This window comes from Thiothrix subterranea (assembly GCF_016772315.1).
GTDB classification, from domain to species: domain Bacteria; phylum Pseudomonadota; class Gammaproteobacteria; order Thiotrichales; family Thiotrichaceae; genus Thiothrix; species Thiothrix subterranea.
The window spans coordinates 1374756-1393606 of sequence record NZ_CP053482.1 but is presented as its reverse complement, the minus strand read 5'-3'; the positions used below and the strand labels follow the sequence as shown (position 1 = coordinate 1393606).

Genomic DNA, 18851 nt, shown 5'->3' with positions numbered 1-18851 from the left:
CGAATATCAAGATTCCTTGCGGATTTGCTTGATAACGGTGATGCGCCGTCGGTGCAATTCTTCTTTGATTTGCGCCCCTTGGAAACCGGCTTGGATAACCGTTTGTACATCCACTTGCTGACACGCCCGTAACGCATCCCGAAAATAGTTCGCTTGCGGGTAAGGGCGGTTTTCAAAGCCTGTGCGCCCTTTGGCATCTGCTTCACACGCCAGCAATAATTGCGCGAAACGTTCGGGCTTGCGGAACGCATCGGTGACTTCCAGCACGTTCAACACGGTTTTGGGTTGCAATTCCAGTGCCTTATGGATGCGACCGTGTTGTTCGGCGACGTGTTCCGCCAATTCGCGAAACCGATTGGGGATTTTTAAGCGTTCGCATAGCTGTGTCGTGAGTTCGCGGCTAAGGCGTTCATGCCCGTGATGGCTGGGCAGTATTTCTTTGGGGGTTAATCCTTTGCCCAAATCGTGGGTGAGGGCGGCAAAGCGCACTTCGGGGTCAGCGCTCAGTTTTACCGCTTGTTGCAATACCAGCAGAGTGTGAATGCCGCAATCAATTTCCGGGTGGTATTGCGCGGGTTGCGGCACCCCAAACAGGCGCTCCACTTCGGGGAATAACACCGCCAATGCGCCACAATCGCGCAATACCTCGAAAAAGCGGGCGGGGGTGGGTTCGGATAGCGCTTTGAGGGTTTCTTGCCAGACGCGCTCCGGCACTAAGGCATCGACTTCGCCCGCCGCGACCATCTGTTGCATCAGGTGTTGGGTGTCGCTGGCAACTTGAAAACCCAGCGGGGCGAACCGTGCTGCAAACCGTGCTACCCGCAAAATGCGCACCGGGTCTTCGGCAAATGCTGCGGATACGTGGCGCAATAAACGTTGCTGCAAATCGGCTTGTCCACCGTAAGGGTCAATCAGTGTGCCGTCAACGTCTTGTGCCATGGCATTGATGGTGAGGTCACGCCGCGCAAGGTCTTGTTCCAAGGTGACATCCGTGGCGGCATGGAATTGAAAGCCGTGATAACCCTTTGCCGTTTTGCGTTCGGTGCGAGCCAGCGCGTATTCCTCGCTGGTTTGCGGGTGCAAAAAAACCGGGAAATCGCTGCCCACCGGTTTGAAACCTTGCTGTAGCATTGCCGCAGGCGTTGCCCCCGTCACTACCCAGTCGCGATCTTTGAGGGGTAAACCCAATAATTGGTCGCGGACTGCGCCGCCAACCAGATAAATAGTCATCTTATTCATAAGCAAATTATGGCGTGTGAGGATGGCTGAAGTATATATTTTTTATAGTATATTAGTTTCGGCTAATGTTTTGATAAGTAAGGGTAACATTGACCTAGCCCACGTTTTGTGGTGTCATTCTGGTTGCTTTGGGAAATGCTGGCAAGTACTAATCTCAATAATTAAATTAATCCCCTCATTCACTAGTTAGGAGTTCGCATTAATGGCTCATATCGTAATTCTCGGCGCCGGTACTGGTGGAATGCCCGCCGCCTATGAGATGAAAGAAATGCTCGGCAAAGGCCACGAGGTCACGGTTGTCAACGAGCGTGACTATTTCCAATTTGTGCCGTCGAATCCGTGGGTTGCTGTCGGCTGGCGTACTCGTTCAGACATCACTTTCCCGATTGAAAAGTATCTTGCCAAAAAAGACATCAAATTCATTTGCAGCCGCTGCGAAAAGATTGACGCTGAAGGCAATGCCTTGCATTTGGCTGACGGGCAAACCGTTAAATACGATTATTTGGTAATCGCGACAGGGCCAAAACTGTTTTTCCAAGAAGTTGAAGGCGCAGGCCCGCACGGTGGTCACACGCATTCTGTCTGTGACGTGACTCATGCGGAAGGCGCGTATGCCGATTACCAAAAGCTGTTGGCGAAAGGTTCTGGTCACATCATTGTGGGTGCGATGCCGTTTGCAAGCTGCTTTGGTCCTGCGTATGAATTCGCTTTCATTGTGGATGCTGACTTGCGTAAGCGCGGGCTGCGTCACAAATTCAAAATGACTTACGTTTCTTCTGAGCCGTACATCGGTCACTTGGGCTTGGGTGGCGTGGGCGATTCTAAGGGAATGCTCGAATCCGAATTGCGCAACCACCACATGGCGTGGATTACTAACGCGAAAACCACCAAGGTTGAAGCCGGTAAACTGCACGTCACGGAAATGACTGCAAAAGGCGAAGTCGAAAAAGAACACGTTCTCGATTTTGACATGGCAATGATGCTGCCCGCGTTCAAAGGCGTGGATGCGGTCGCTGCGGTGGAAGGTTTGTGTAACCCGCGTGGTTTCGTGATTGTTGATGAATTACATCGCAGCCCGAAATACAAAAACATCTATTCCGCTGGTGTTTGTATCGCCATTCCGCCAGTAGAAGCAACGCCTGTCCCCACAGGTGCACCGAAGACCGGTTATATGATTGAATCCATGGTCACTTCTCTGGTACATAACATTGCAGACGAGTTAGCCGGTAAAGAGCCGCACACCACCGCCACTTGGAACGCTATCTGTTTGGCGGACATGGGCGATACGGGCGCTGCTTTCGTCGCACTGCCACAGATTCCACCACGTAACGTGGCTTGGTTCAAGAAAGGCAAGTGGGTACACATGGCGAAGATCGCGTTCGAGAAATACTTCATCCGCAAGATGAAAAAAGGCAGTTCCGAACCGTTCTACGAAAAGTCCATTTTGAAGATGATGGGTATTACCCGCATCTAACGGGATCTGACGAGGAGTCAGGGGCACTTGATGGGAGGCACTGCGCCTCCCATTTTTATTTGAGGTTCTGATGCAATTACCTAACGATATTTCAGCAACGGTTGCACGGGCGTTAGCGGAGGACATTGGCACCGGTGATGTCACCGCTGGGCTGATTCCGGCGGAGAAACAAGCCAGTGCAACGGTGATTTCCCGCGAAGACGCGGTGTTGTGTGGCGTGGCGTGGTTTGATGAAGTGTTTCGCCAGCTTGATCCAGCGGTGCAGATTGAATGGCAGCAGCGGGATGGTGTGCGGGTGGCAGCGAATGCGTTGCTGTGTACCTTGCGTGGCAGTGCGCGTTCCATTTTGAGTGGCGAACGGGCAGCGTTGAATTTCCTGCAAACCTTATCGGCGACCGCGACGGCGACGCGGCGGTATGTGGATTTGGTGGCGCATACGGCTTGCCGGATTTTGGATACGCGCAAAACCTTGCCCGGTTTGCGTACCGCGCAGAAATACGCGGTATTGTGCGGCGGTGGTACGAATCACCGCATGGGTTTGTATGATCGGGTGTTGATTAAGGAAAACCATATTGTGGCGGCGGGGTCGATCACGGCGGCTATCCAGCAGGCGCGGGCGTTACACCCCGGTATTCTGGTGGAGGTGGAAACTGAAAATTTGCAAGAACTCGCCGAGGCGACGGCTGCACGCGCTGACATTATTATGCTCGATGAATACAGCCTTGCGGATATGCGGGAAGCGGTGCGCGTGACGGCGGGGAAGATTCCGTTGGAAGCGTCTGGCGGGGTTAGCCCGGAAACGTTGGTGGCGATTGCGGAAACGGGGGTGGATTTCGTGTCGATTGGCGGGATTACCAAGCATGTGTGGGCGGTGGATTTGTCAATGAGATTTACAGCATGAAAAAATACCTAGGATTCGCTATCGTATTGGCTTTGCTGGCAGGCTGTGGCAACAAAGGCCCGTTAACTTTGCCGGATAAAGCGCAACCTCAACAAGAACAGGCGAAATAAAGGCTTAAACACATGGATCATTTTGAATACCGCAACGGGCAGCTTCACGCCGAAAACGTCGCTGTCGCTGACATTGCCCGCGCACACGGCACGCCGTGCTATGTTTATTCCCGTGCGACGCTGGAACGCCACTGGCACGCTTTCAACGATGCCTTCGGAGATCAGCCGCATTTGGTGTGCTACGCGGTGAAAGCCAATTCCAATCTGGCAATTCTCAATCTGTTCGCCCGACTGGGGTCGGGTTTCGACATCGTATCCGGCGGCGAATTGGAGCGGGTGTTACGCGCAGGCGGCGACCCCAGCAAAGTGGTGTTTTCCGGTCTTGGCAAAAAAGCCGCTGAAATCCGCAAGGCACTGGAAGTCGGCATCCGTTGCTTCAACATCGAATCCGAAGCCGAACTCGACCGCATCAACGCGGTAGCGGGTGAAATGGGCAAAGTGGCGTCCATCTCGTTGCGTGTTAACCCCGATGTGGATGCGCAAACCCACCCCTACATTTCCACCGGCTTGAAAGAAAACAAGTTTGGTATCGAAATCGGTCGTGCCGAAGCGGTGTATGTGAAAGCCGCCGCCATGCCTCACCTGAAAGTGGTCGGCATCGACTGCCACATCGGTTCGCAATTGCTGACGCTCACGCCGTTCATGGATGCGCTGCAACGCTTGCTGGCTTTGGCGGAACGTTTGCAAGCGCAAGGCATTACTATTCACCACCTCGACATCGGCGGCGGTTTGGGCGTGCGTTATCAGGAAGGGCAGGCCGCGCCGTCGCCCGCCGACTACATGGCGCAATTGTTCACCGACGAACGTTTGCGTCAGTACGAAATTTTCGTCGAGCCGGGCAGGGCAATTGCGGCGAATGCAGGCATTTTGGTCACGGAAGTCGAATTTCTGAAACTGTCAGAATACAAAAATTTCGCCATCGTGGATGCTGCCATGAACGACCTGATTCGCCCCGCTTTATACAGTGCTTGGCAGGAAATCATTCCGGTCGTGCCGCGCCCAGCGGGTGAAACCACGACTTACGACGTGGTGGGGCCAGTGTGCGAGACGGGTGACTTTTTGGGTAAAGAGCGCGATTTGAACATTCAGCCGGGGGATTTGCTGGCGGTGCGTTCGGCGGGGGCGTATGGTTTTACGATGGCATCCAACTACAACACCCGTCCGCGTGTGGCTGAAATTATGGTGGACGGTGACGCGGTGTACGTGGTGCGCACCCGCGAAACCTTGGATGATTTGTTGCGTGGTGAACAGGTGTTGCCGTAACGCTTATATTTGAAAAAATCCGCCACTACCGTTTGGCGGATTTTTTTTGCACTTCAGCTTTTTTAAGCGGAAAAAAAACCGTTTGGCACGCAGGCTAGGCTATTATTAAGGACGAAATAGCCGTGAGTCCCTTCAATTAACGTCAGACGGAGTAGTCTATGCCAGCACCCAATAGCACCACCGAGCACCACGAAGTCGGTGTTGTATTGTCCAAGCGCGGTAAGGTGACGGCACGTAGTAGCGGCAGCGGCGAGTCGCGCATTCTCAAGCGTGGCGACTCCGTGTTTGCAAATGACATGGTACACACAGTACGTGGCGCGAATGCACAACTCAAAATGCACGACCGCAATATTGTGATGTTACGCGGGGGTTGTGCCTTCCGAGTCAGCCTTTACCAACAGCAAGCCTACAGCCCTCCCGCTGGGCAGCGTTACGAATACATTGGCGGCGCATTGCGTGAAAGTCGCCGTGAAGCTAACCCCTTGCTGGATTTGGATATTTACTGAGCCACTTGTCCACCGAGGCATTGCTGAAAACTGTCTGCTGCGGCTTGCAGTAATTTCGGGTAGGTGTCTTTATCCAGCGGTAATTCCATGCCTAAGGGGTCGAGTTCGCCAATATGGATAGCGCTGCCTTCTACCAAAGTTTTCACCATGGCGGGTGAGAATTGTGGTTCTTGAAATAAGCAAACCGCCTGCTTTTCCTCAATAATCTTGCGAATATCCTGTACATGGCGTGCGCCCGGCAAGCGGGAAACATCCAGCGTCACTGCGCCTGCAAAATTCAAGCCGTAATGGGTATCAAAGTGTTGCCATGCATCGTGAAAGCTCAGGTAAGGTTGCTGGCTTAACGGGGCAAGTTGTTGGCGGATACGCGCATCGGTGGCTTCAATTTCGGCAATCAGTTGTTGCGCATTGGCAAGGTATTCGGCTTGGTGGGCGCTATCGACGGCACTCAAGGCGCGGGCAATTTCCCGACTCATGGCAATCGCATTCACCGGATTTAACCACAAGTGCGAATCGGCGCTGTGAGCGGTGTGTCCGGCGTGCTCATCACCGTGTTGCTGGCGTGCGCCGAGGGCTTGAATGCCCTGAATATCAGCAAGGGTAATCACCTCTCTGGTGGAGATCGCGGTGGCTAAAGGTTTGTCGAGAAACGTTTCTAAGCCACTGCCAATGCGGAATACCACACGCGCCGTTTCCAAAGTGCGCATTTCCGACGGTTTGAGGGCGTAATGGTGCGGGGATGCGCCATCAGGCAACAGTTGGCGGATGTCCAGCGGGCTGTTTTCGCCGCCAGCAATCGCGTATACCAGCGCGTGAATCGGCTTAATGGTGCTGACAATCACGGGTTTGGCGGGCGGCTCCGATTGGCAGGACTGCAAAACGGGTAAGCATAACAGCAGGAAAATCGTTAGAATACGCAACATTTTTTCACTCTTTATAGACGTTAGGCAGGCATGTCCACCACACAAACTGTATTGGCAACGTTATCGCACATCGGCTTGAACATCGGGCAACGGGTGATTTTGCACGATGTGAGCCTCGAAGTGTACCCGGAAAGTGTGCTGACCTTGATTGGCCCCAATGGGGCGGGGAAATCCACCGTGCTGAAAATCTTGCTGGGGCTGCAACAGGCGGATCGCGGCACGGTGTGGCGGATGCCGGGGTTGCGGGTGGGCTATGTACCGCAAAAATTCCACCTGGATCGTTTGTTGCCGCTGACGGTGGAGCGCTTCATTGGCTTGAATTTGCCTCGGCATAATGCCGCTGCGGTGCGCGAAAGTGCTGTTGAAGTCGGTGTTGGGGATTTATTGCCACAAGCGGTGCAATCGCTTTCCGGTGGGGAATTGCAGCGCGTGTTGCTGGCGCGGGCATTGTTAAATAAACCGCAATTGCTGGTGCTGGATGAGCCGGGGCAGGGGGTCGATGTTACCGGGTTGAATGATTTGTACCAGCTTATCAATCGGTTGAAACTGGTACACGGTTACGGGGTGTTGATGGTGTCGCACGATTTGCATTTGGTGATGGCGGCAACCGATCAGGTGTTGTGCTTGAATCGGCATATTTGCTGTTCGGGGCAGCCGGAAGCAGTGTCGCGCCACCCGGAATATTTGCGTCTGTTCGGCGATTTACGACCGGCGGGTTTGGCGGTTTATACCCACCACCATGACCATCAGCACGATATGCACGGGTGCATTGTGCCGTTGCCAGCCGACAAGCAGGAAACCAAACATGGATGATTTTATTGCGCGGGCGCTGCTGGCGGGCTTGGCGGTGGTGTTGATGAGTGGTGTGCTGGGCGTATTCCTGTTGTGGCGGCGCATGGCGTATTTTGGCGATACGCTGTCGCATTCGGCGTTATTGGGCGTGGCCTTGGGCTTGATGACTGGCATGAACTTGAATCTGTGGGTAATTGCGGTGTGTGTGGTCGTGGCGTTGCTGATGTTGTATGTGCAACATAATCCCGCACTGGGCAGTGATACCTTGCTGAGTATTATTGGGCACAGCGCCTTGGCGTTGGGGACGGTGGCGTTGACATTCCTGCCAAACGTCAGGGTTGATCTGATGGCCTACCTGTTTGGTGATATTCTCGCAGTAACACACGCGGATATTGTGTTGACCTGGAGTTTGGCGTTGGTCGTCGTCGGGGTAATGGTGTGGATTTGGCGTCCGCTGTTATCGCTGAGTGTCCACGCGGAATTGGCGCAAGTGGAAGGCGTGAAGGTTGGGTGGATCAGTGCGGCTTACATGCTGTTGATTGCGTTAATGGTGGCGGTGGCAATGAAAGTCGTTGGCGTGCTGCTGTTGACCGCATTGCTGATAATTCCGGCGGCAACGGCGCGGCGTTTTGCACGTACCCCGGAGCAAATGGCGGTGTTTGCGGTAATGGTTGGCGTGCTGGCATTGCTGGCAGGTGTGGGGCTTTCCTTGCAATGGGATACGCCGACGGGTCCCAGTATTGTGGTTTCCGCGAGTATTTTGTTCTTATTGGTGCAACTCATGCCCCAACGTGGCGCGTAATCAGGGCATTTCAGCAAGAAACTTATTGTGCATCGCACCATAAGGTGTTACAAGGAGGTTAACTAGGGTTATCCCTAAGCCTTTCATTATTAACCAAGGTGGCCTGTATTTATGGAAATTACCGCTGTCTATCCGGGAACATTTGACCCGATCACCAAAGGGCATCTTGATTTAATCAAGCGTGCCAGCAAATTGTGTGCGCGTGTGGTGGTGGGGGTCGCGTCTAACCCGAAAAAGAAACCGCTGTTTTCCTTAGAAGAGCGCGTTGCCATGATTCAGCGTGAATTGGTCGAGCAACATCTGGATACACAGGTCACAGTGCAGGGCTTTGAAGGCTTGTTGGTTGACTTTGCGCGTGGACAAAATGCGCGGGTATTGATTCGGGGAATGCGGGCGGTTTCCGATTTCGAGTTTGAATTCCAATTAGCCAGCATGAATCGTAGTCTTGCGCCCGATGTGGAGTCGGTGTTTTTAATGCCGGGCGAGAGTTTTTCATTCATCTCGTCGACCTTGGTGAAGGAAGTGGCGATCTTAAATGGCGACGTGTCGCGCTTTGTGGCACCGCATGTGCTGGCTGAACTGAAGCACAAAATTGTCCAGATTCGCAGTGAACGTGGGTTGAACTAGAAAAAGCCTGAGTATTGTTATTTTGATGGAAGTTAATGTTATCTTTTCAGGTAGGTTGATAGAATCGCCCCCACACAGCTATTCAAGAGGAAGAATTTTATGGCATTGATGATTACTGATGAGTGCATTAACTGCGATGTTTGCGAGCCAGAGTGCCCGAATGATGCAATTTCCGCAGGTGATGAAATTTACGTGATTGACCCGAAACGCTGCACCGAATGCGTCGGGCATTACGATGAGCCGCAATGCGTCTCGGTGTGTCCGGTGGATTGCATTCCGCTGGACCCGGATCACAAGGAATCCAAGCCGCAGTTGCAGTTAAAGTATGAAGCGTTGATGGCTCAAAGTTAAGCCCGTGTTGCTTTGCTGATGACGAAACGCCCGCTCAAGCGGGCGTTTTAGCGTGTGGCTATAACACCTTAAGAAATGCGAGCAGTTGTTGTGTTTCGGTATCGCTGAGTTGAATGAGGGGAAGATCGTTGTCGTTTTGCGCGTTGGGTTGGGCGGCTTGCGTGTAGTAATCGACGACCTGTTCCAAGGTGGCAAAACGCCCGTCGTGAAAATAAGGCGCGGTTTTTGCGACATTGCGCAAGCTCGGTACTTTAAATGCCCCGTTGACGGCGTGGCGGCTACGGGTTAGGAATTTCAATTCGGTACAGTTTTCTGGGGGTGCGTCGCTGTGTTTGCCTTGGCAATTGAAACGATCGGTGCGCAGGGTGTCCAATACCGCCGCCCGTCCGCTGTCCTTGCCGAGAATACCTGTGCCGATATTTTGGAAAGTTTGGTTACTTAGCAATGCACCGGAATGGCAGAGGATGCATTGCGCTTTGCCGATAAACAGTTTGGCTCCGGCGCTTTCGTTTGGGGTGAGTGCGGCAGGTTGCTGGGCGAGTGTGTCGAGTTTATTGGGGGCAGGGCTTAGGCTGCTGACGTAGGCGGCAAGGAATTTGCCCGTGGCAGCAAATACTGCATCAATCTGTTCCCGCTGGGCTTGTGGAAGCTGTTTCCAGGCTTGTAATTGCGCCAAATTGCCTTGGGGTGAGGCGGCGGTTGGTAGCTGTTGGAGCGCATCCAGTGTCGGAATGTTTTTCAGTAGGGTTTGGTATTGTTGTTGGTAGTGGGTGTCGGTGAGCAATAAGCGAACGACTTCGGTGCGGGTTAAACCGTGTTCGGCGGGGTTTTCCAACGGTTCTAAGGCTTGCGACCACAGGCTGTCTTTGCGCCCGTCCCAGAAAAACCAGTCTTGATGGGCAACGCCGAGCAGGGAGGGGGTGTTGCGTGTGCCAGTGGCTAAGGCGATGGCTACCGGCTTGCCATCGCTGAAGGCTTTATCCGGTTGGTGGCAGGTGGCGCAGGCGATATTCCCATGGCGGCTTAAACGTCGATCGAAGAATAATTCCCGCCCCAGCGCTAGTGCTGGTGGGTGTTGCGCAAAGCGGTTGCTGGGGTCTGTTGCGGGGGGGGAGTTTGCCCGCGATAGGGATTGCAGTGTGGCGAGTTCTGCTGCTGTCCAGTTGTGATTGGTGCTGTGCGTGCCTTTCATGCCTAGCAGCGCTACCAACAGCAGTAAGTAGGTAAGGGTTTTCATAGCGTGAACCAAAAGACGATTTTGTCTTGTGCGGCGGGGGCGTTATCCGAATGCAGCCAGAAACCCAGTACCCATTCGCCCGGCATACTGTATTTTAAACCGTCGATGCGGAATTCACCGGGTTTGCCCGTGGGTATCGCTTGCGGGGCGGTGGGTAAGCCGTGTCCGTGGGATGGCATTCCGCCATCCACGGCAATCACGAGATCGGTGGGTAGGGTTTGCGGGCTGTCGACTTGCAAGCGGCATTCCTGAAATGTGCCGACGCTGGGCGGCGCGGCACACGTCACGGTGGCTTGATACAGCGCTTTGCTGCTGGCTTGTTGAAGCTGCCAGACGGTATTCGCCGTGCTGTTTTGACAGCCTGCCACTAGCAGGCTGAGTGTTACGGTGAGCAGTTTTATTTGCATATTATTGAAAACGGTACGTGAAATAGCGCGGGTTTGCCGTGGCATTCGGATAAACGTCTTCAGCCGTGCCACCAAAGGCAGCGTTATTGCCTCGGAACATTAGGCGCAAGTTGGTTGGGTTGCCTAACCAGCTACGCGGAAAGCTGAATTCTGCGGTTTGCCCGCTTGCCGCGTTGGTGGTCGTGCCTTGGGGTGTCCAGCTCCAACTGTCGCCATCGCCGGTATAGCGCCAAACGGTTTGACCTTCCAGCATGTATTCCGCGCCCAAGGCACTGTTTTGGTAGCCGGTTGCGCCATTGCTGTCGGTGTCGAAATAGACTTGGTAGCCCCAGAATTTGCTGGTATCTACCGCATTGAGGGTGCGGTAAGCGAGGTAAACATTGCTGCTGGTGTGCGCCAGCCAGCCTTCTTGCCAATCCAACGGGTTATTAGCACCGCTCACGTCGGTTGGGTCGATACCGAAAGAAGTCATGCTGTTCCAGTCACTCAGATTGCCATTGATGGTAAGACTGGTGACAGGGTTGCTGATGCTGTTGGTTCCGGTGGTGGTTGGTATATACATTTTATAAGTGAAATAGCGCGTGGTGCTGGCGGTGTTGAATGCGCCATCGGGGTAAGCGTCTTTCGCATCGCCACCAAACGCGGCATTGTTGCCCCAGAACAGAACCCGTAATTCATTGCTATTGCCTAACCAGCTACGTGGGAAGCTGAATTCTGCGGCATTGCCACTGGTTTGCGCGGTCATATTGCCTTGGTATGCCCAACTCCAGCTTGTGCCGTCGCCGGTATAACGCCACAGGTTCGCGCCTTCCACTAAGTAGTCCGCGCCCAATGCGCCGGTGCGGTAGCCGCTGGTGGTGCTGGCGTCAGTATCCAAATACGCCTGATAGCCCCAGAAACCACTGGTGTCGATGTTACCTTTGGTTTTGTAGGCAAGGTAAACGCGGTCAGTGTCGTTGGCTGCCCATGCTTCTAGCCAGTTGAGTTTGTTGTTAGTACCCGTCACGTCATCGGGATCAGTGCCAAACGATGTCAGGCTTGCCCAGTCGCTTAGGTTGCCATTGACGCTGATACCGTTGGCATTATTCGACACGCTGCCAGTCGCAGGCGGCGGAGGAGGTGGCGGCGGTGGGGTGGTATCAGCCGTGGTTTCCGCGCTATTGCTCAGTGGATTTTTGTCGTGCCAGTCGCGAGGAATGACGCGGATGTGACTCCAGTGGGTATCCATGCGCGGTGCGTCTTCGGCGCGGGGCATGTGGTAGAACGTGGTGGAAGGCCATACCACAATGTCTTGCCCGCTAAGGTTTTCACCATTGACAAACGCGCTGAGGTTTTCCGCACAGGCGTTGGTCGTCGGGTTGTGGGAGGCGAATAATTCACAGCTTTTTTGCTTAGTGACGTAGAAATCGTTGTGGGTAAAGGGTTCGGTGCTGGGGCCTACATCGCGTTGTAACGATTCGGGGAGCTGGATTTCGTAGGAGAGTGGCAAACCTTTGCTGTTTTTCAGGCTGCCATCCATAACGCGCCAACTGCGCAAGCTTGCCGGATCGACCGAGCGGGCGGCTTCGCTGGTGAATGGCGTGTGGGTGCGTGCTAGTTTTCCTGCGTTTTGGGTGTGGTTGATTTCTTCCACTACATCGTCGGTGCCGGTGCCGCCGAGGTCGAAGTCCAGTTTCCAGAAAAAATTGTGTAGGTGGGCAATGCCGACTTTATTGCTTTCCAAGAGCCAGCCGTGTTGAGCAATGTTACTCGCGCCAAAACGTTGCAGAGCGCCGGTTGCACCGATGCCGGGTTCGATCGCGCCGTCATCCAGAAAGCGCCATTCGGGGATGTAGTTGTACGCACCGATAGCGGAAACGCTGAACAAACTGAGGGCATCGCCCTGCAAACGGTCATTGTCGACGCTGTAAGCATCGTCGCGGGGTGTGACTTGTTGGCACAGCACATTTTTGCCTGCATAGCTGAGCAGTTGCCCGCCAACGCATTCTTGTGCCGTCAATGCAGACATGTAGTTATTGCCCAAGCCATAGTCGGATACGTCATGGTAGCGTGCGCCATTGTCATCGTAGGGAACGTGAATTTGTGCCACGGCTGCTTGATACAGCACCATGCGGCGCGTGCCGTTCTTGGGGGTGTAATGGATGTGGTGCAACACAATGCCTTCGCGGTTGCGGTGTTCCCAACACATATCCCAGCGCGATTGATTGGGGAGTGTGGTGTCAACGTAATACTGATCGGCGCAAAATTCGGCGGCTTGTACGCTCGTAGGCAAGAAATTGCCGAGTGCCAGCAGAACGGTGGCGGCATACGCATAAACTGATGGTTTCATTGTTATCGTTCTCGCTATCAGAAAGGGTTGGTGGAATGCCAGTCACGCGGTAACAGTTGGAAGCTGCTCCACACCGTGCCAATGCGATTGCTGTCTTCGCTGCGGGGTAAGTGGTGGTAGCTTTGTTTGTACCACACTACGATGTCTTGCTGATTGAGGCTCTCAGCGTTGGTAAATTGGCTAACGTTGGCGGTGCAATTGCTGGTGGGGTTATTGGCAGCGTGTTTCTCACAAGCGTTGTAGCGGGTGAAAAACACGTCTTGCGCCAGCCAGGGGGTATTGCTGCTATTGGCGCGGCTGTGGTCGTAACGGTTGGGAATCAGTTCATAGGAGAGTTGCCCAACGCTGCCATTGGTGAGAATGCCATCGCGGATACGCCAGAAACGTTTGGTTTCGGGGTCAAAACTGCGCCCGGTTTCGGTGTTAAGCGGGGCAATGGCTTTGGTTTTGCGTAAGCGATCCGAACTCGGGGTGCTGCTGATTTCTTCTACTAGGTCATTGGCTGGGGTGGTGTCGAGGTCGAAATCCAGCCGCCAGAGCGCATGATCGGTGAAACCTGTGGCGATTTTGCCGCTTTGCATGGCAGGCCAGCCGTATTGGGCAGCACTGGCGTCAACGACAGGTAGTTCGCCGCTCAAACCAAGGCTGGGTTCAATCGTACCGTTTTCATAAAAGCGCCAGCGTACCGCGTAATTGCGCGAGCCGATTTGTGAATGGCTGCTCAATTCCCACAATTGCCCTTGGCGTTGGGTGGTGTATTTGTAGGAATAGCCGTGGTCGCGGGTGGTGGCACACAATACATTGCGCCCGCTGGCGGTTTGTAGTGTGCCGCCGCTGCAATCGGCAGCGTTGAGGGTTTGCAGATTATTGCCGCCGAAACCGGCTTCGGTGCTCAGAAATAAAGGCGCAACCGAGCCGTCATCAAGGGCGGTTTCCAGTTGGGAAAGTGCGGCTTCGCCCAGTACACGCCGTGCGGGGTGGTTGGGGGCTTTGTAGATGACTTGCGATAAGACAATGCCTTCGGCTTGGCGGGGTGTCCAGCAGAGATTCCAGCTTGCACCGGATGCGAAGGTTTTGCTGAGTGTTTGCCCGGTGCAGGCAGTGCTAGGGGCAGCAAACACGGGTTGTTGCCAAGTGATTAGGAGGCTGAGTGCCAGTAGGGGAGTGCGGTATTGCATGGTGGGGTTCCCTTAGAAGCCGATGTTTTGCGTAATGACACCTGCGGACAGGTTGACGATGGGGCTGACTTCAAACACCACGGAATCGGCGGTGTAGAGCAGCACTTGGGCGCAACGGTGCAAGCCGCATTGCTGAGACGCGGCATTAAGCTGTTCGGGCAAGCTGGAGGCGTGGAAGACGAAGGCTTTGACCTGTAATTGTTGCATGGGGTTATTCAGGGTTTGCCCGGTAATGCGCTTGAATTCGGCATCCAATAGGCTGCGCTGTTCGTCATCGGCAAAGATGAGAGCAGAGGCGCGTTGCAATTCGTTGGCAGTCAGCGGCAGTTGCAGGTTTTGTTCACGTCTGCTGGAAATCACTTGGTTGGTGTCGAGGTCAATCACCTCAATAAGGGTTTCATTGGTGCTGTAGTAATAGGTGTAGACATCCGCTAGGCGGGCGGTTTGGCCTTTGGCGTTGGGGTGACGTTCGACCAACAGCAGTTCTGGTGCGGGTGTCGTTGTGCTGCTATTGGTTGGGGTGCTGCGGACAGTGGAGACAGGGGGAGCAGTATTAGCACGCTGGGTGGCACGTGCTATTTCAGCCTCACTCAGCGGATCAAGATTGTTGGCGACGGCTGGTAAGTGTGTTAGCGCACAGAGCAGCGTGGCGCAATGCAGCAAGGTGCGTAGTGACAATATCTTAGGCATGACTGAAACCGTTATTATGTAAATGTTGGTGTCAGTTTAAGAATATGAAGGGCTGGTCATCTAGTGTGGGAATGCCAGCCCATTTTATTTTTATGATAAACGGTAAAAAATCTTATTTTGCTTTGTCAGCGGCTGGTTTTGCTGCATTCAAAACCATCAAAATATTACGCTTGTCATCCAAGAGATGGAGTTGTTCAAGGGTAATTGCATATTGATTGGCTTTTTCCAGTTGGGCAAAAAATTGTTGTTCCAAGGCATTTTTGTCATCGAGACATGCCATTTTAGTTGCGCCTACCGCACTGGTGGTGAAAATGCCGTCGCTGCTGCTGGTGTAGTTGCCGAAAAATTGGTTGCAACCGGAATAGCCATTCATGCGTGTGTTATCAAATTGAATGGTGGGTAATTTGTCGGTGGTGACGGGTTTGCCATCCAAGGTTTTCAATGTCCAACTGGTGCTTGCTAACGTCATATTAGGTGCGGGTTCTCTGGCGTCAAAGCTACAGGCAGAAATGATGCTTAAAAACACCAGTGCGCCGATGATTTGCCTTGTTAATGAGGAAAAAAATACCTTGAGCATGGTCTAACTCCTAAGTGCTGTATTGTTATGGTTATATAGAGGTTTGAAACAGAAAAAAGTTGCACAGAATGATGCTCCCGCAAGCACGCATCACGCAAAATGAACTGATGAGTTGTATGATGAGCTTATTTGCGGAGAAAAGTCATGAGCAAGAACCCTGAGGAAACACTGGGGCAACTACTGAAGTGTGCAAAAACCCTGCAATTGGCTACCTTGGATGCAGGGGGGGAGCCGTCGATCAGTTATGCGCCATTTGTGCAGGATGACGCGGGGCATTTTTGTATTTTCGTGAGTCGGCTATCGAGCCATACGCAAGAAATTCTGCAACACCCGCAACTCTCAGTCTTGCTGATTGAGGATGAACAAATGGCGCGGCAAATTTTTGCACGTACTCGTGTGACTTACCGCTGTGTGGCAGAGGTCGTGGCGCGGGAAGCGGCGGAATATGCATCGCTATTGGATGCGATGGAGGCGCGATTTGGCAATGTGGTGGGCTTGCTGCGTGGCTTGGGGGATTTCGTGATGTTTCGGCTGGTTCCGCAATCCGGGCGCTTCGTGATGGGGTTTGGGCAAGCGTTTGTGTTGGCGGGGGAAGGCTTGCGTGAGTTGCAACACATCGGGCCGGGGCAAAGTTAATGCCAGAGTGCGGGTAATGGCACTGCCCACAACTTTTCACCGAATGGAACGGTTTCAGTGCCTTGATACAATACCACGCCACAGAGAAAGTCAGCGCCTACTTGTTGTTGCAGTTCTTGCAAGCCTTTGAAATCACTGCTTTGGACTTGCCCTGCGGCTTTGACTTCAACGCCTGCTAATTGTCCATTGGGTTGTTCTAAGACGAAATCGACCTCTTTACCGTCACTGGTGCGGAAATGAAACAAGTTGGCGCGGGTATTACTGAACGACAATTGCTTGATGAGTTCGCTGGCAACAAAGTTTTCGAGGACATGCCCAAACAGCGTAGGGTTGTGTAAGGGTAAATCTTGTAGGCGGTAGCCGAGCGTGTGGCAGAGCAAATTGGTGTCCAACAAGTAGGCTTTGGGCGCTTTGATTAGGCGCTTTTCAATATTGCGAAACCACGGCGGAATATCGGTGGTGAGGTACATGAATTCTAAAAGGGTGCGGTAACGTTTGCCTGTCACAGCATTCAGACCGACACTGCGGGCGATTTCACTGTCATTCACCAGATTGCCCGCGCGTGCTGCCATTAGACGTAATAGGCTGGGTAGCAAGGTGATTTTTTCGACTTCGGCGATTTGGCGCACATCACGTTGTAATAGGGTGCTGATATAACTGTCAAACCACAACTCGCGTTCTGCATCGGTTTTGCCGGGGAGTTCTGGGAATGTTGCATCGTGGATGGTGGTCAGTGTGGCTTCCATACTGGTGTTGAGGGTTTGATAGGGGAAGCGGTTGCTGAATAGGTTGGTGAGGAATGTGCCGTTTTGTTGGTGCAGTTCCAGTGCGGAGAGGGGGTAGAGGCTTAGCAACGCCATGCGTCCGACTAGTGCATCCGCGAGTTTGGGCAATGCCATGATATTGGCTGAACCTGTCAGTAAATAGCGTCCGTTACTGTTGGCTTTGTCTTTGAGGCGCAAGTCGTCGATGCGTTTTTTGAGGGCGCGGAAGATGTCGGGGACAAGCTGAACTTCGTCGATAATCAGTGGGCGGTCGCGGCTTAGGAAGAAGTCGGGGTTGCTAACAGCGGCTGCCATCGCGGTGGGACTGTCGAAGGTGACGTAATCGGCGGGGAAGTGGTCTGCCGCCAGCGTTTGTACTAAGGTGCTTTTTCCGGCTTGGCGTGCGCCGCTGATGAACACAATCGGGCTGCTGTTGAGGGCGGTCAAGAGCTTAGGGGCGAGGCGGCGTTCGGTAAACATATTTGCAAATGTAAAGTTAGGGTTTAGATATTCTAAAGTATAGCCTTGAATTATCAAAATTGTGAGGGAGTTCTGGGGATGTTCTTGTTCAAAAAACTGTTGTCTAACGCCATTATGCCGCTGTCGTTGTGTGTGTTGTTGCTGCTGATCGGTTTGGTGCTGCTGTGGTTCACGCATCGGCAGAAAACTGGCAAGGTTTTGGTCACGGCGGGTTCGGTATTGTTGCTGGCGGTGAGCTATGGTTGGGGATTTGCGCCTGCTTTGAAAGCGTTGGAGCATGAATATCCACCCGTGACTGCGGTGGTGGGGGATGCAAAATGGGTTGCCGTGTTGGGTGGCGGTACATTTTCTGATGCGGCAATTCCGCTCCATGCGCGTTTGAGTGAGGCATCGTTGGGGCGATTGGTGGAAGGGATTCGTTTGTATCGGCAATTGCCGGGGGCGACATTACTGGTTTCTGGCGGGCGAGTGTTTGGCTCTGGTTCGGATGCGGAATCCATGCGTGAAATGGCGTTGTCACTGGGAGTCAATCCCGCCGATATTCGGGTGGATGAGGAGTCGCCAGATACCGAAACCCAAGCGCTCATTATTCGGCAAATGGTGGGTGATGACAAAGTACTTCTCGTGACATCAGCGTCGCATATGCCGCGTGCGGTGGGTTTGTTCAGGTTGGCGGGGGTGAATGTCGTGCCTGCACCAACGCATTATGTGGTGCAAGATAACGCGGGGTTTAGTCCGGCTGACTTATTCCCAGATAGTGACTCTGTGTTGGCGGCGCAACGGGTGGCGTATGAGTACATGGGGATTGTGTGGGCGAAGTTGCGGGGACTATTGTAAACATGAAGTACTCACTTTCCCCCATCGGCGCAATCACTTCCCCCTACAAAGAAAAATTCGGCATCCCCCGCCAGCCCGGTTTGGTCACAGCCGCTCGTGCCACCCTCACGCTGTTGCCCCCCTACAACCTGCCCGAAACCGTGCGCGGACTCGAAGGCTTTTCCCACGTCTGGTTAATCTTCGTCTTCCACGGCACGCAAGCGCAAGGCTGGAAACCCACGGTGCGCCCGCCGCGTCTCGGCGGCAATGCACGACTGGGTGTATTCGCCACCCGTTCCACGTTTCGCCCCAACCCGATTGGTCTGACGGTGGCTGAGTTATGCGGGATTCAGGTGTCAGGGAGTAACATCACCCTCGAACTCGCCGGGGCAGATTTGCTGGATGGCACGCCGATTCTGGATATTAAACCGTATCTTCCGTATGCGGATGCGCTGCCGCAAGCGCGGGCAGGCTTTGCACCGGATGCGCCACTTGCGCCGCAGCCTGTGATGTTTTCTGCCCAAGCCAGCCAGCAATGTGCGCAAAAACAAGCGCAATGGCACACCGATGTGCGTGTATTGATTGAGCAGATTCTGAGTCAAGACCCGCGCCCTTCCTACCAGCAAGGGCAAGTGGTGGACAGGGTATACGCCATGCGCCTCTACGATTTTGATTTGCGCTGGCATTACACCGCAGCGGGTATTGAGGTGCTAGAATTAGCCGACCTTAAACCAGACCCTTAAAAACCA

At 53.6% G+C, this 18851-nt stretch carries 21 protein-coding genes; 12 read left to right on the top strand and 9 right to left on the bottom strand.

From position 1 onward, the window contains the following. Positions 1-6: 6 nt before the first annotated feature. Positions 7-1239 carry a multifunctional CCA addition/repair protein gene (locus HMY34_RS06905; RefSeq protein WP_323127460.1) on the bottom strand — a complete coding sequence of 411 codons (1233 nt, stop codon included), beginning with the start codon at positions 1237-1239 and terminating at the stop codon, positions 7-9. A 202-nt stretch (positions 1240-1441) separates the two neighbouring features. Between HMY34_RS06905 and HMY34_RS06900 the strand changes: the two genes are divergently transcribed. The 5 genes from HMY34_RS06900 to HMY34_RS06880 all read left to right on the top strand — a co-directional run bounded on the left by HMY34_RS06900 (position 1442) and on the right by HMY34_RS06880 (position 5493). Next, on the top strand, positions 1442-2713 hold the full coding sequence (locus HMY34_RS06900; protein WP_202718532.1) for an NAD(P)/FAD-dependent oxidoreductase: 1272 nt from the start codon (positions 1442-1444) through the stop codon (positions 2711-2713). 70 nt (positions 2714-2783) lie between these two features. Next, positions 2784-3614, top strand: a complete 831-nt coding sequence (gene nadC, locus HMY34_RS06895) for a carboxylating nicotinate-nucleotide diphosphorylase (RefSeq protein WP_202718531.1) — start codon at positions 2784-2786, stop codon at positions 3612-3614. Next, entirely contained in the window at positions 3611-3724 is a 114-nt protein-coding gene (gene lptM / locus HMY34_RS06890; RefSeq protein WP_202718530.1) for an LPS translocon maturation chaperone LptM, read from the top strand. Before nadC ends, lptM begins: the two co-directional genes overlap by 4 nt. Before the next feature lie 12 nt (positions 3725-3736). Beyond that, positions 3737-4987 carry a diaminopimelate decarboxylase gene (lysA, locus tag HMY34_RS06885; protein ID WP_202718529.1) on the top strand — a complete coding sequence of 417 codons (1251 nt, stop codon included), beginning with the start codon at positions 3737-3739 and terminating at the stop codon, positions 4985-4987. 158 nt (positions 4988-5145) lie between these two features. Continuing rightward, the gene (locus tag HMY34_RS06880; protein WP_202718528.1) at positions 5146-5493 is read left to right on the top strand and encodes a FecR family protein; all 348 of its coding nucleotides are present in this window, start codon (positions 5146-5148) and stop codon (positions 5491-5493) included. On the opposite strand, the gene HMY34_RS06875 is transcribed toward HMY34_RS06880, so the two are convergent. After that, a complete protein-coding gene (locus HMY34_RS06875) occupies positions 5487-6416 on the bottom strand; it encodes a zinc ABC transporter substrate-binding protein (RefSeq protein ID WP_202718527.1) in 930 nt (309 codons plus the stop codon). The two genes, HMY34_RS06880 and HMY34_RS06875, sit on opposite strands and share 7 nt — an antisense overlap. A 30-nt stretch (positions 6417-6446) precedes the next feature. On the opposite strand from HMY34_RS06875, the gene znuC reads away from it, so the two are divergent. The 4 genes from znuC (at position 6447) to HMY34_RS06855 (ending at position 8988) form a co-directional block, all read left to right on the top strand. Next, on the top strand, positions 6447-7229 hold the full coding sequence (gene znuC / locus HMY34_RS06870; protein ID WP_202718526.1) for a zinc ABC transporter ATP-binding protein ZnuC: 783 nt from the start codon (positions 6447-6449) through the stop codon (positions 7227-7229). Next, the gene (locus tag HMY34_RS06865; protein WP_202718525.1) at positions 7222-8010 is read left to right on the top strand and encodes a metal ABC transporter permease; all 789 of its coding nucleotides are present in this window, start codon (positions 7222-7224) and stop codon (positions 8008-8010) included. The genes znuC and HMY34_RS06865 overlap by 8 nt, the downstream gene beginning before the upstream one ends. 111 nt (positions 8011-8121) lie before the next feature. Next, the gene (gene coaD / locus HMY34_RS06860; protein ID WP_202718524.1) at positions 8122-8637 is read left to right on the top strand and encodes a pantetheine-phosphate adenylyltransferase; all 516 of its coding nucleotides are present in this window, start codon (positions 8122-8124) and stop codon (positions 8635-8637) included. Between the two features lie 99 nt (positions 8638-8736). Next, positions 8737-8988 (top strand): YfhL family 4Fe-4S dicluster ferredoxin, encoded by a 252-nt coding sequence (locus HMY34_RS06855; RefSeq protein ID WP_202718523.1) that lies wholly within the window; start codon positions 8737-8739, stop codon positions 8986-8988. A gap of 58 nt (positions 8989-9046) precedes the next feature. Here HMY34_RS06855 and HMY34_RS06850 read toward each other — a convergent pair whose 3' ends face one another. From HMY34_RS06850 to HMY34_RS06825, 6 genes are all read right to left on the bottom strand, one after another. Beyond that, complete coding sequence (locus HMY34_RS06850) at positions 9047-10225, bottom strand: cytochrome c peroxidase (protein ID WP_202718522.1); 1179 nt, start codon at positions 10223-10225, stop codon at positions 9047-9049. Continuing rightward, on the bottom strand, positions 10222-10632 hold the full coding sequence (locus tag HMY34_RS06845) for a hypothetical protein (RefSeq protein WP_202718521.1): 411 nt from the start codon (positions 10630-10632) through the stop codon (positions 10222-10224). Before HMY34_RS06845 ends, HMY34_RS06850 begins: the two co-directional genes overlap by 4 nt. 1 nt (position 10633) lies before the next feature. Beyond that, a complete protein-coding gene (locus HMY34_RS06840; protein WP_202718520.1) occupies positions 10634-12961 on the bottom strand; it encodes a copper amine oxidase in 2328 nt (775 codons plus the stop codon). Positions 12962-12978: 17 nt separating this feature from the next. Then, a complete protein-coding gene (locus HMY34_RS06835; protein WP_202718519.1) occupies positions 12979-14139 on the bottom strand; it encodes a copper amine oxidase in 1161 nt (386 codons plus the stop codon). A 12-nt stretch (positions 14140-14151) separates the two neighbouring features. After that, positions 14152-14829 (bottom strand): hypothetical protein, encoded by a 678-nt coding sequence (locus HMY34_RS06830; RefSeq protein WP_202718518.1) that lies wholly within the window; start codon positions 14827-14829, stop codon positions 14152-14154. A gap of 112 nt (positions 14830-14941) precedes the next feature. Next, positions 14942-15406: an META domain-containing protein gene (locus tag HMY34_RS06825; protein ID WP_202718517.1), complete on the bottom strand. Its 465-nt coding sequence runs from the start codon at positions 15404-15406 to the stop codon at positions 14942-14944. A 144-nt stretch (positions 15407-15550) separates the two neighbouring features. On the opposite strand from HMY34_RS06825, the gene HMY34_RS06820 reads away from it, so the two are divergent. Next, positions 15551-16042: a HugZ family pyridoxamine 5'-phosphate oxidase gene (locus HMY34_RS06820; protein WP_202718516.1), complete on the top strand. Its 492-nt coding sequence runs from the start codon at positions 15551-15553 to the stop codon at positions 16040-16042. Here HMY34_RS06820 and HMY34_RS06815 read toward each other — a convergent pair. Further along, positions 16039-17286: an ATP-binding protein gene (locus HMY34_RS06815; protein WP_202718515.1), complete on the bottom strand. Its 1248-nt coding sequence runs from the start codon at positions 17284-17286 to the stop codon at positions 16039-16041. The two genes, HMY34_RS06820 and HMY34_RS06815, sit on opposite strands and share 4 nt — an antisense overlap. Positions 17287-17364: 78 nt before the next feature. On the opposite strand from HMY34_RS06815, the gene HMY34_RS06810 reads away from it, so the two are divergent. Both HMY34_RS06810 and tsaA read left to right on the top strand, forming a co-directional pair. After that, complete coding sequence (locus tag HMY34_RS06810) at positions 17365-18123, top strand: YdcF family protein (RefSeq protein WP_202718514.1); 759 nt, start codon at positions 17365-17367, stop codon at positions 18121-18123. Positions 18124-18125: 2 nt separating this feature from the next. Then, positions 18126-18845, top strand: a complete 720-nt coding sequence (tsaA, locus tag HMY34_RS06805; protein WP_202718513.1) for a tRNA (N6-threonylcarbamoyladenosine(37)-N6)-methyltransferase TrmO — start codon at positions 18126-18128, stop codon at positions 18843-18845. Positions 18846-18851 lie beyond the last annotated feature (6 nt).

Excerpts from the sequence above, each read along its gene's own strand:
- HMY34_RS06815 (WP_202718515.1), bottom strand. The coding sequence starts at position 17,286 with ATGTTTACCGAACGCCGCCTCGCCCCTAAGCTCTTGACCGCCCTCAAC.
- lysA (WP_202718529.1), top strand. The coding sequence starts at position 3,737 with ATGGATCATTTTGAATACCGCAACGGGCAGCTTCACGCCGAAAACGTC.
- HMY34_RS06840 (WP_202718520.1), bottom strand. The coding sequence starts at position 12,961 with ATGAAACCATCAGTTTATGCGTATGCCGCCACCGTTCTGCTGGCACTC.
- HMY34_RS06900 (WP_202718532.1), top strand. The coding sequence starts at position 1,442 with ATGGCTCATATCGTAATTCTCGGCGCCGGTACTGGTGGAATGCCCGCC.
- HMY34_RS06850 (WP_202718522.1), bottom strand. The coding sequence starts at position 10,225 with ATGAAAACCCTTACCTACTTACTGCTGTTGGTAGCGCTGCTAGGCATG.
- HMY34_RS06835 (WP_202718519.1), bottom strand. The coding sequence starts at position 14,139 with ATGCAATACCGCACTCCCCTACTGGCACTCAGCCTCCTAATCACTTGG.
- HMY34_RS06810 (WP_202718514.1), top strand. The coding sequence starts at position 17,365 with ATGTTCTTGTTCAAAAAACTGTTGTCTAACGCCATTATGCCGCTGTCG.
- HMY34_RS06905 (WP_323127460.1), bottom strand. The coding sequence starts at position 1,239 with ATGAATAAGATGACTATTTATCTGGTTGGCGGCGCAGTCCGCGACCAA.
- lptM (WP_202718530.1), top strand. The coding sequence starts at position 3,611 with ATGAAAAAATACCTAGGATTCGCTATCGTATTGGCTTTGCTGGCAGGC.
- HMY34_RS06830 (WP_202718518.1), bottom strand. The coding sequence starts at position 14,829 with ATGCCTAAGATATTGTCACTACGCACCTTGCTGCATTGCGCCACGCTG.
- HMY34_RS06880 (WP_202718528.1), top strand. The coding sequence starts at position 5,146 with ATGCCAGCACCCAATAGCACCACCGAGCACCACGAAGTCGGTGTTGTA.
- HMY34_RS06855 (WP_202718523.1), top strand. The coding sequence starts at position 8,737 with ATGGCATTGATGATTACTGATGAGTGCATTAACTGCGATGTTTGCGAG.
- coaD (WP_202718524.1), top strand. The coding sequence starts at position 8,122 with ATGGAAATTACCGCTGTCTATCCGGGAACATTTGACCCGATCACCAAA.
- HMY34_RS06865 (WP_202718525.1), top strand. The coding sequence starts at position 7,222 with ATGGATGATTTTATTGCGCGGGCGCTGCTGGCGGGCTTGGCGGTGGTG.
- znuC (WP_202718526.1), top strand. The coding sequence starts at position 6,447 with ATGTCCACCACACAAACTGTATTGGCAACGTTATCGCACATCGGCTTG.
- HMY34_RS06845 (WP_202718521.1), bottom strand. The coding sequence starts at position 10,632 with ATGCAAATAAAACTGCTCACCGTAACACTCAGCCTGCTAGTGGCAGGC.
- HMY34_RS06825 (WP_202718517.1), bottom strand. The coding sequence starts at position 15,406 with ATGCTCAAGGTATTTTTTTCCTCATTAACAAGGCAAATCATCGGCGCA.
- tsaA (WP_202718513.1), top strand. The coding sequence starts at position 18,126 with ATGAAGTACTCACTTTCCCCCATCGGCGCAATCACTTCCCCCTACAAA.
- HMY34_RS06875 (WP_202718527.1), bottom strand. The coding sequence starts at position 6,416 with ATGTTGCGTATTCTAACGATTTTCCTGCTGTTATGCTTACCCGTTTTG.
- HMY34_RS06820 (WP_202718516.1), top strand. The coding sequence starts at position 15,551 with ATGAGCAAGAACCCTGAGGAAACACTGGGGCAACTACTGAAGTGTGCA.
- nadC (WP_202718531.1), top strand. The coding sequence starts at position 2,784 with ATGCAATTACCTAACGATATTTCAGCAACGGTTGCACGGGCGTTAGCG.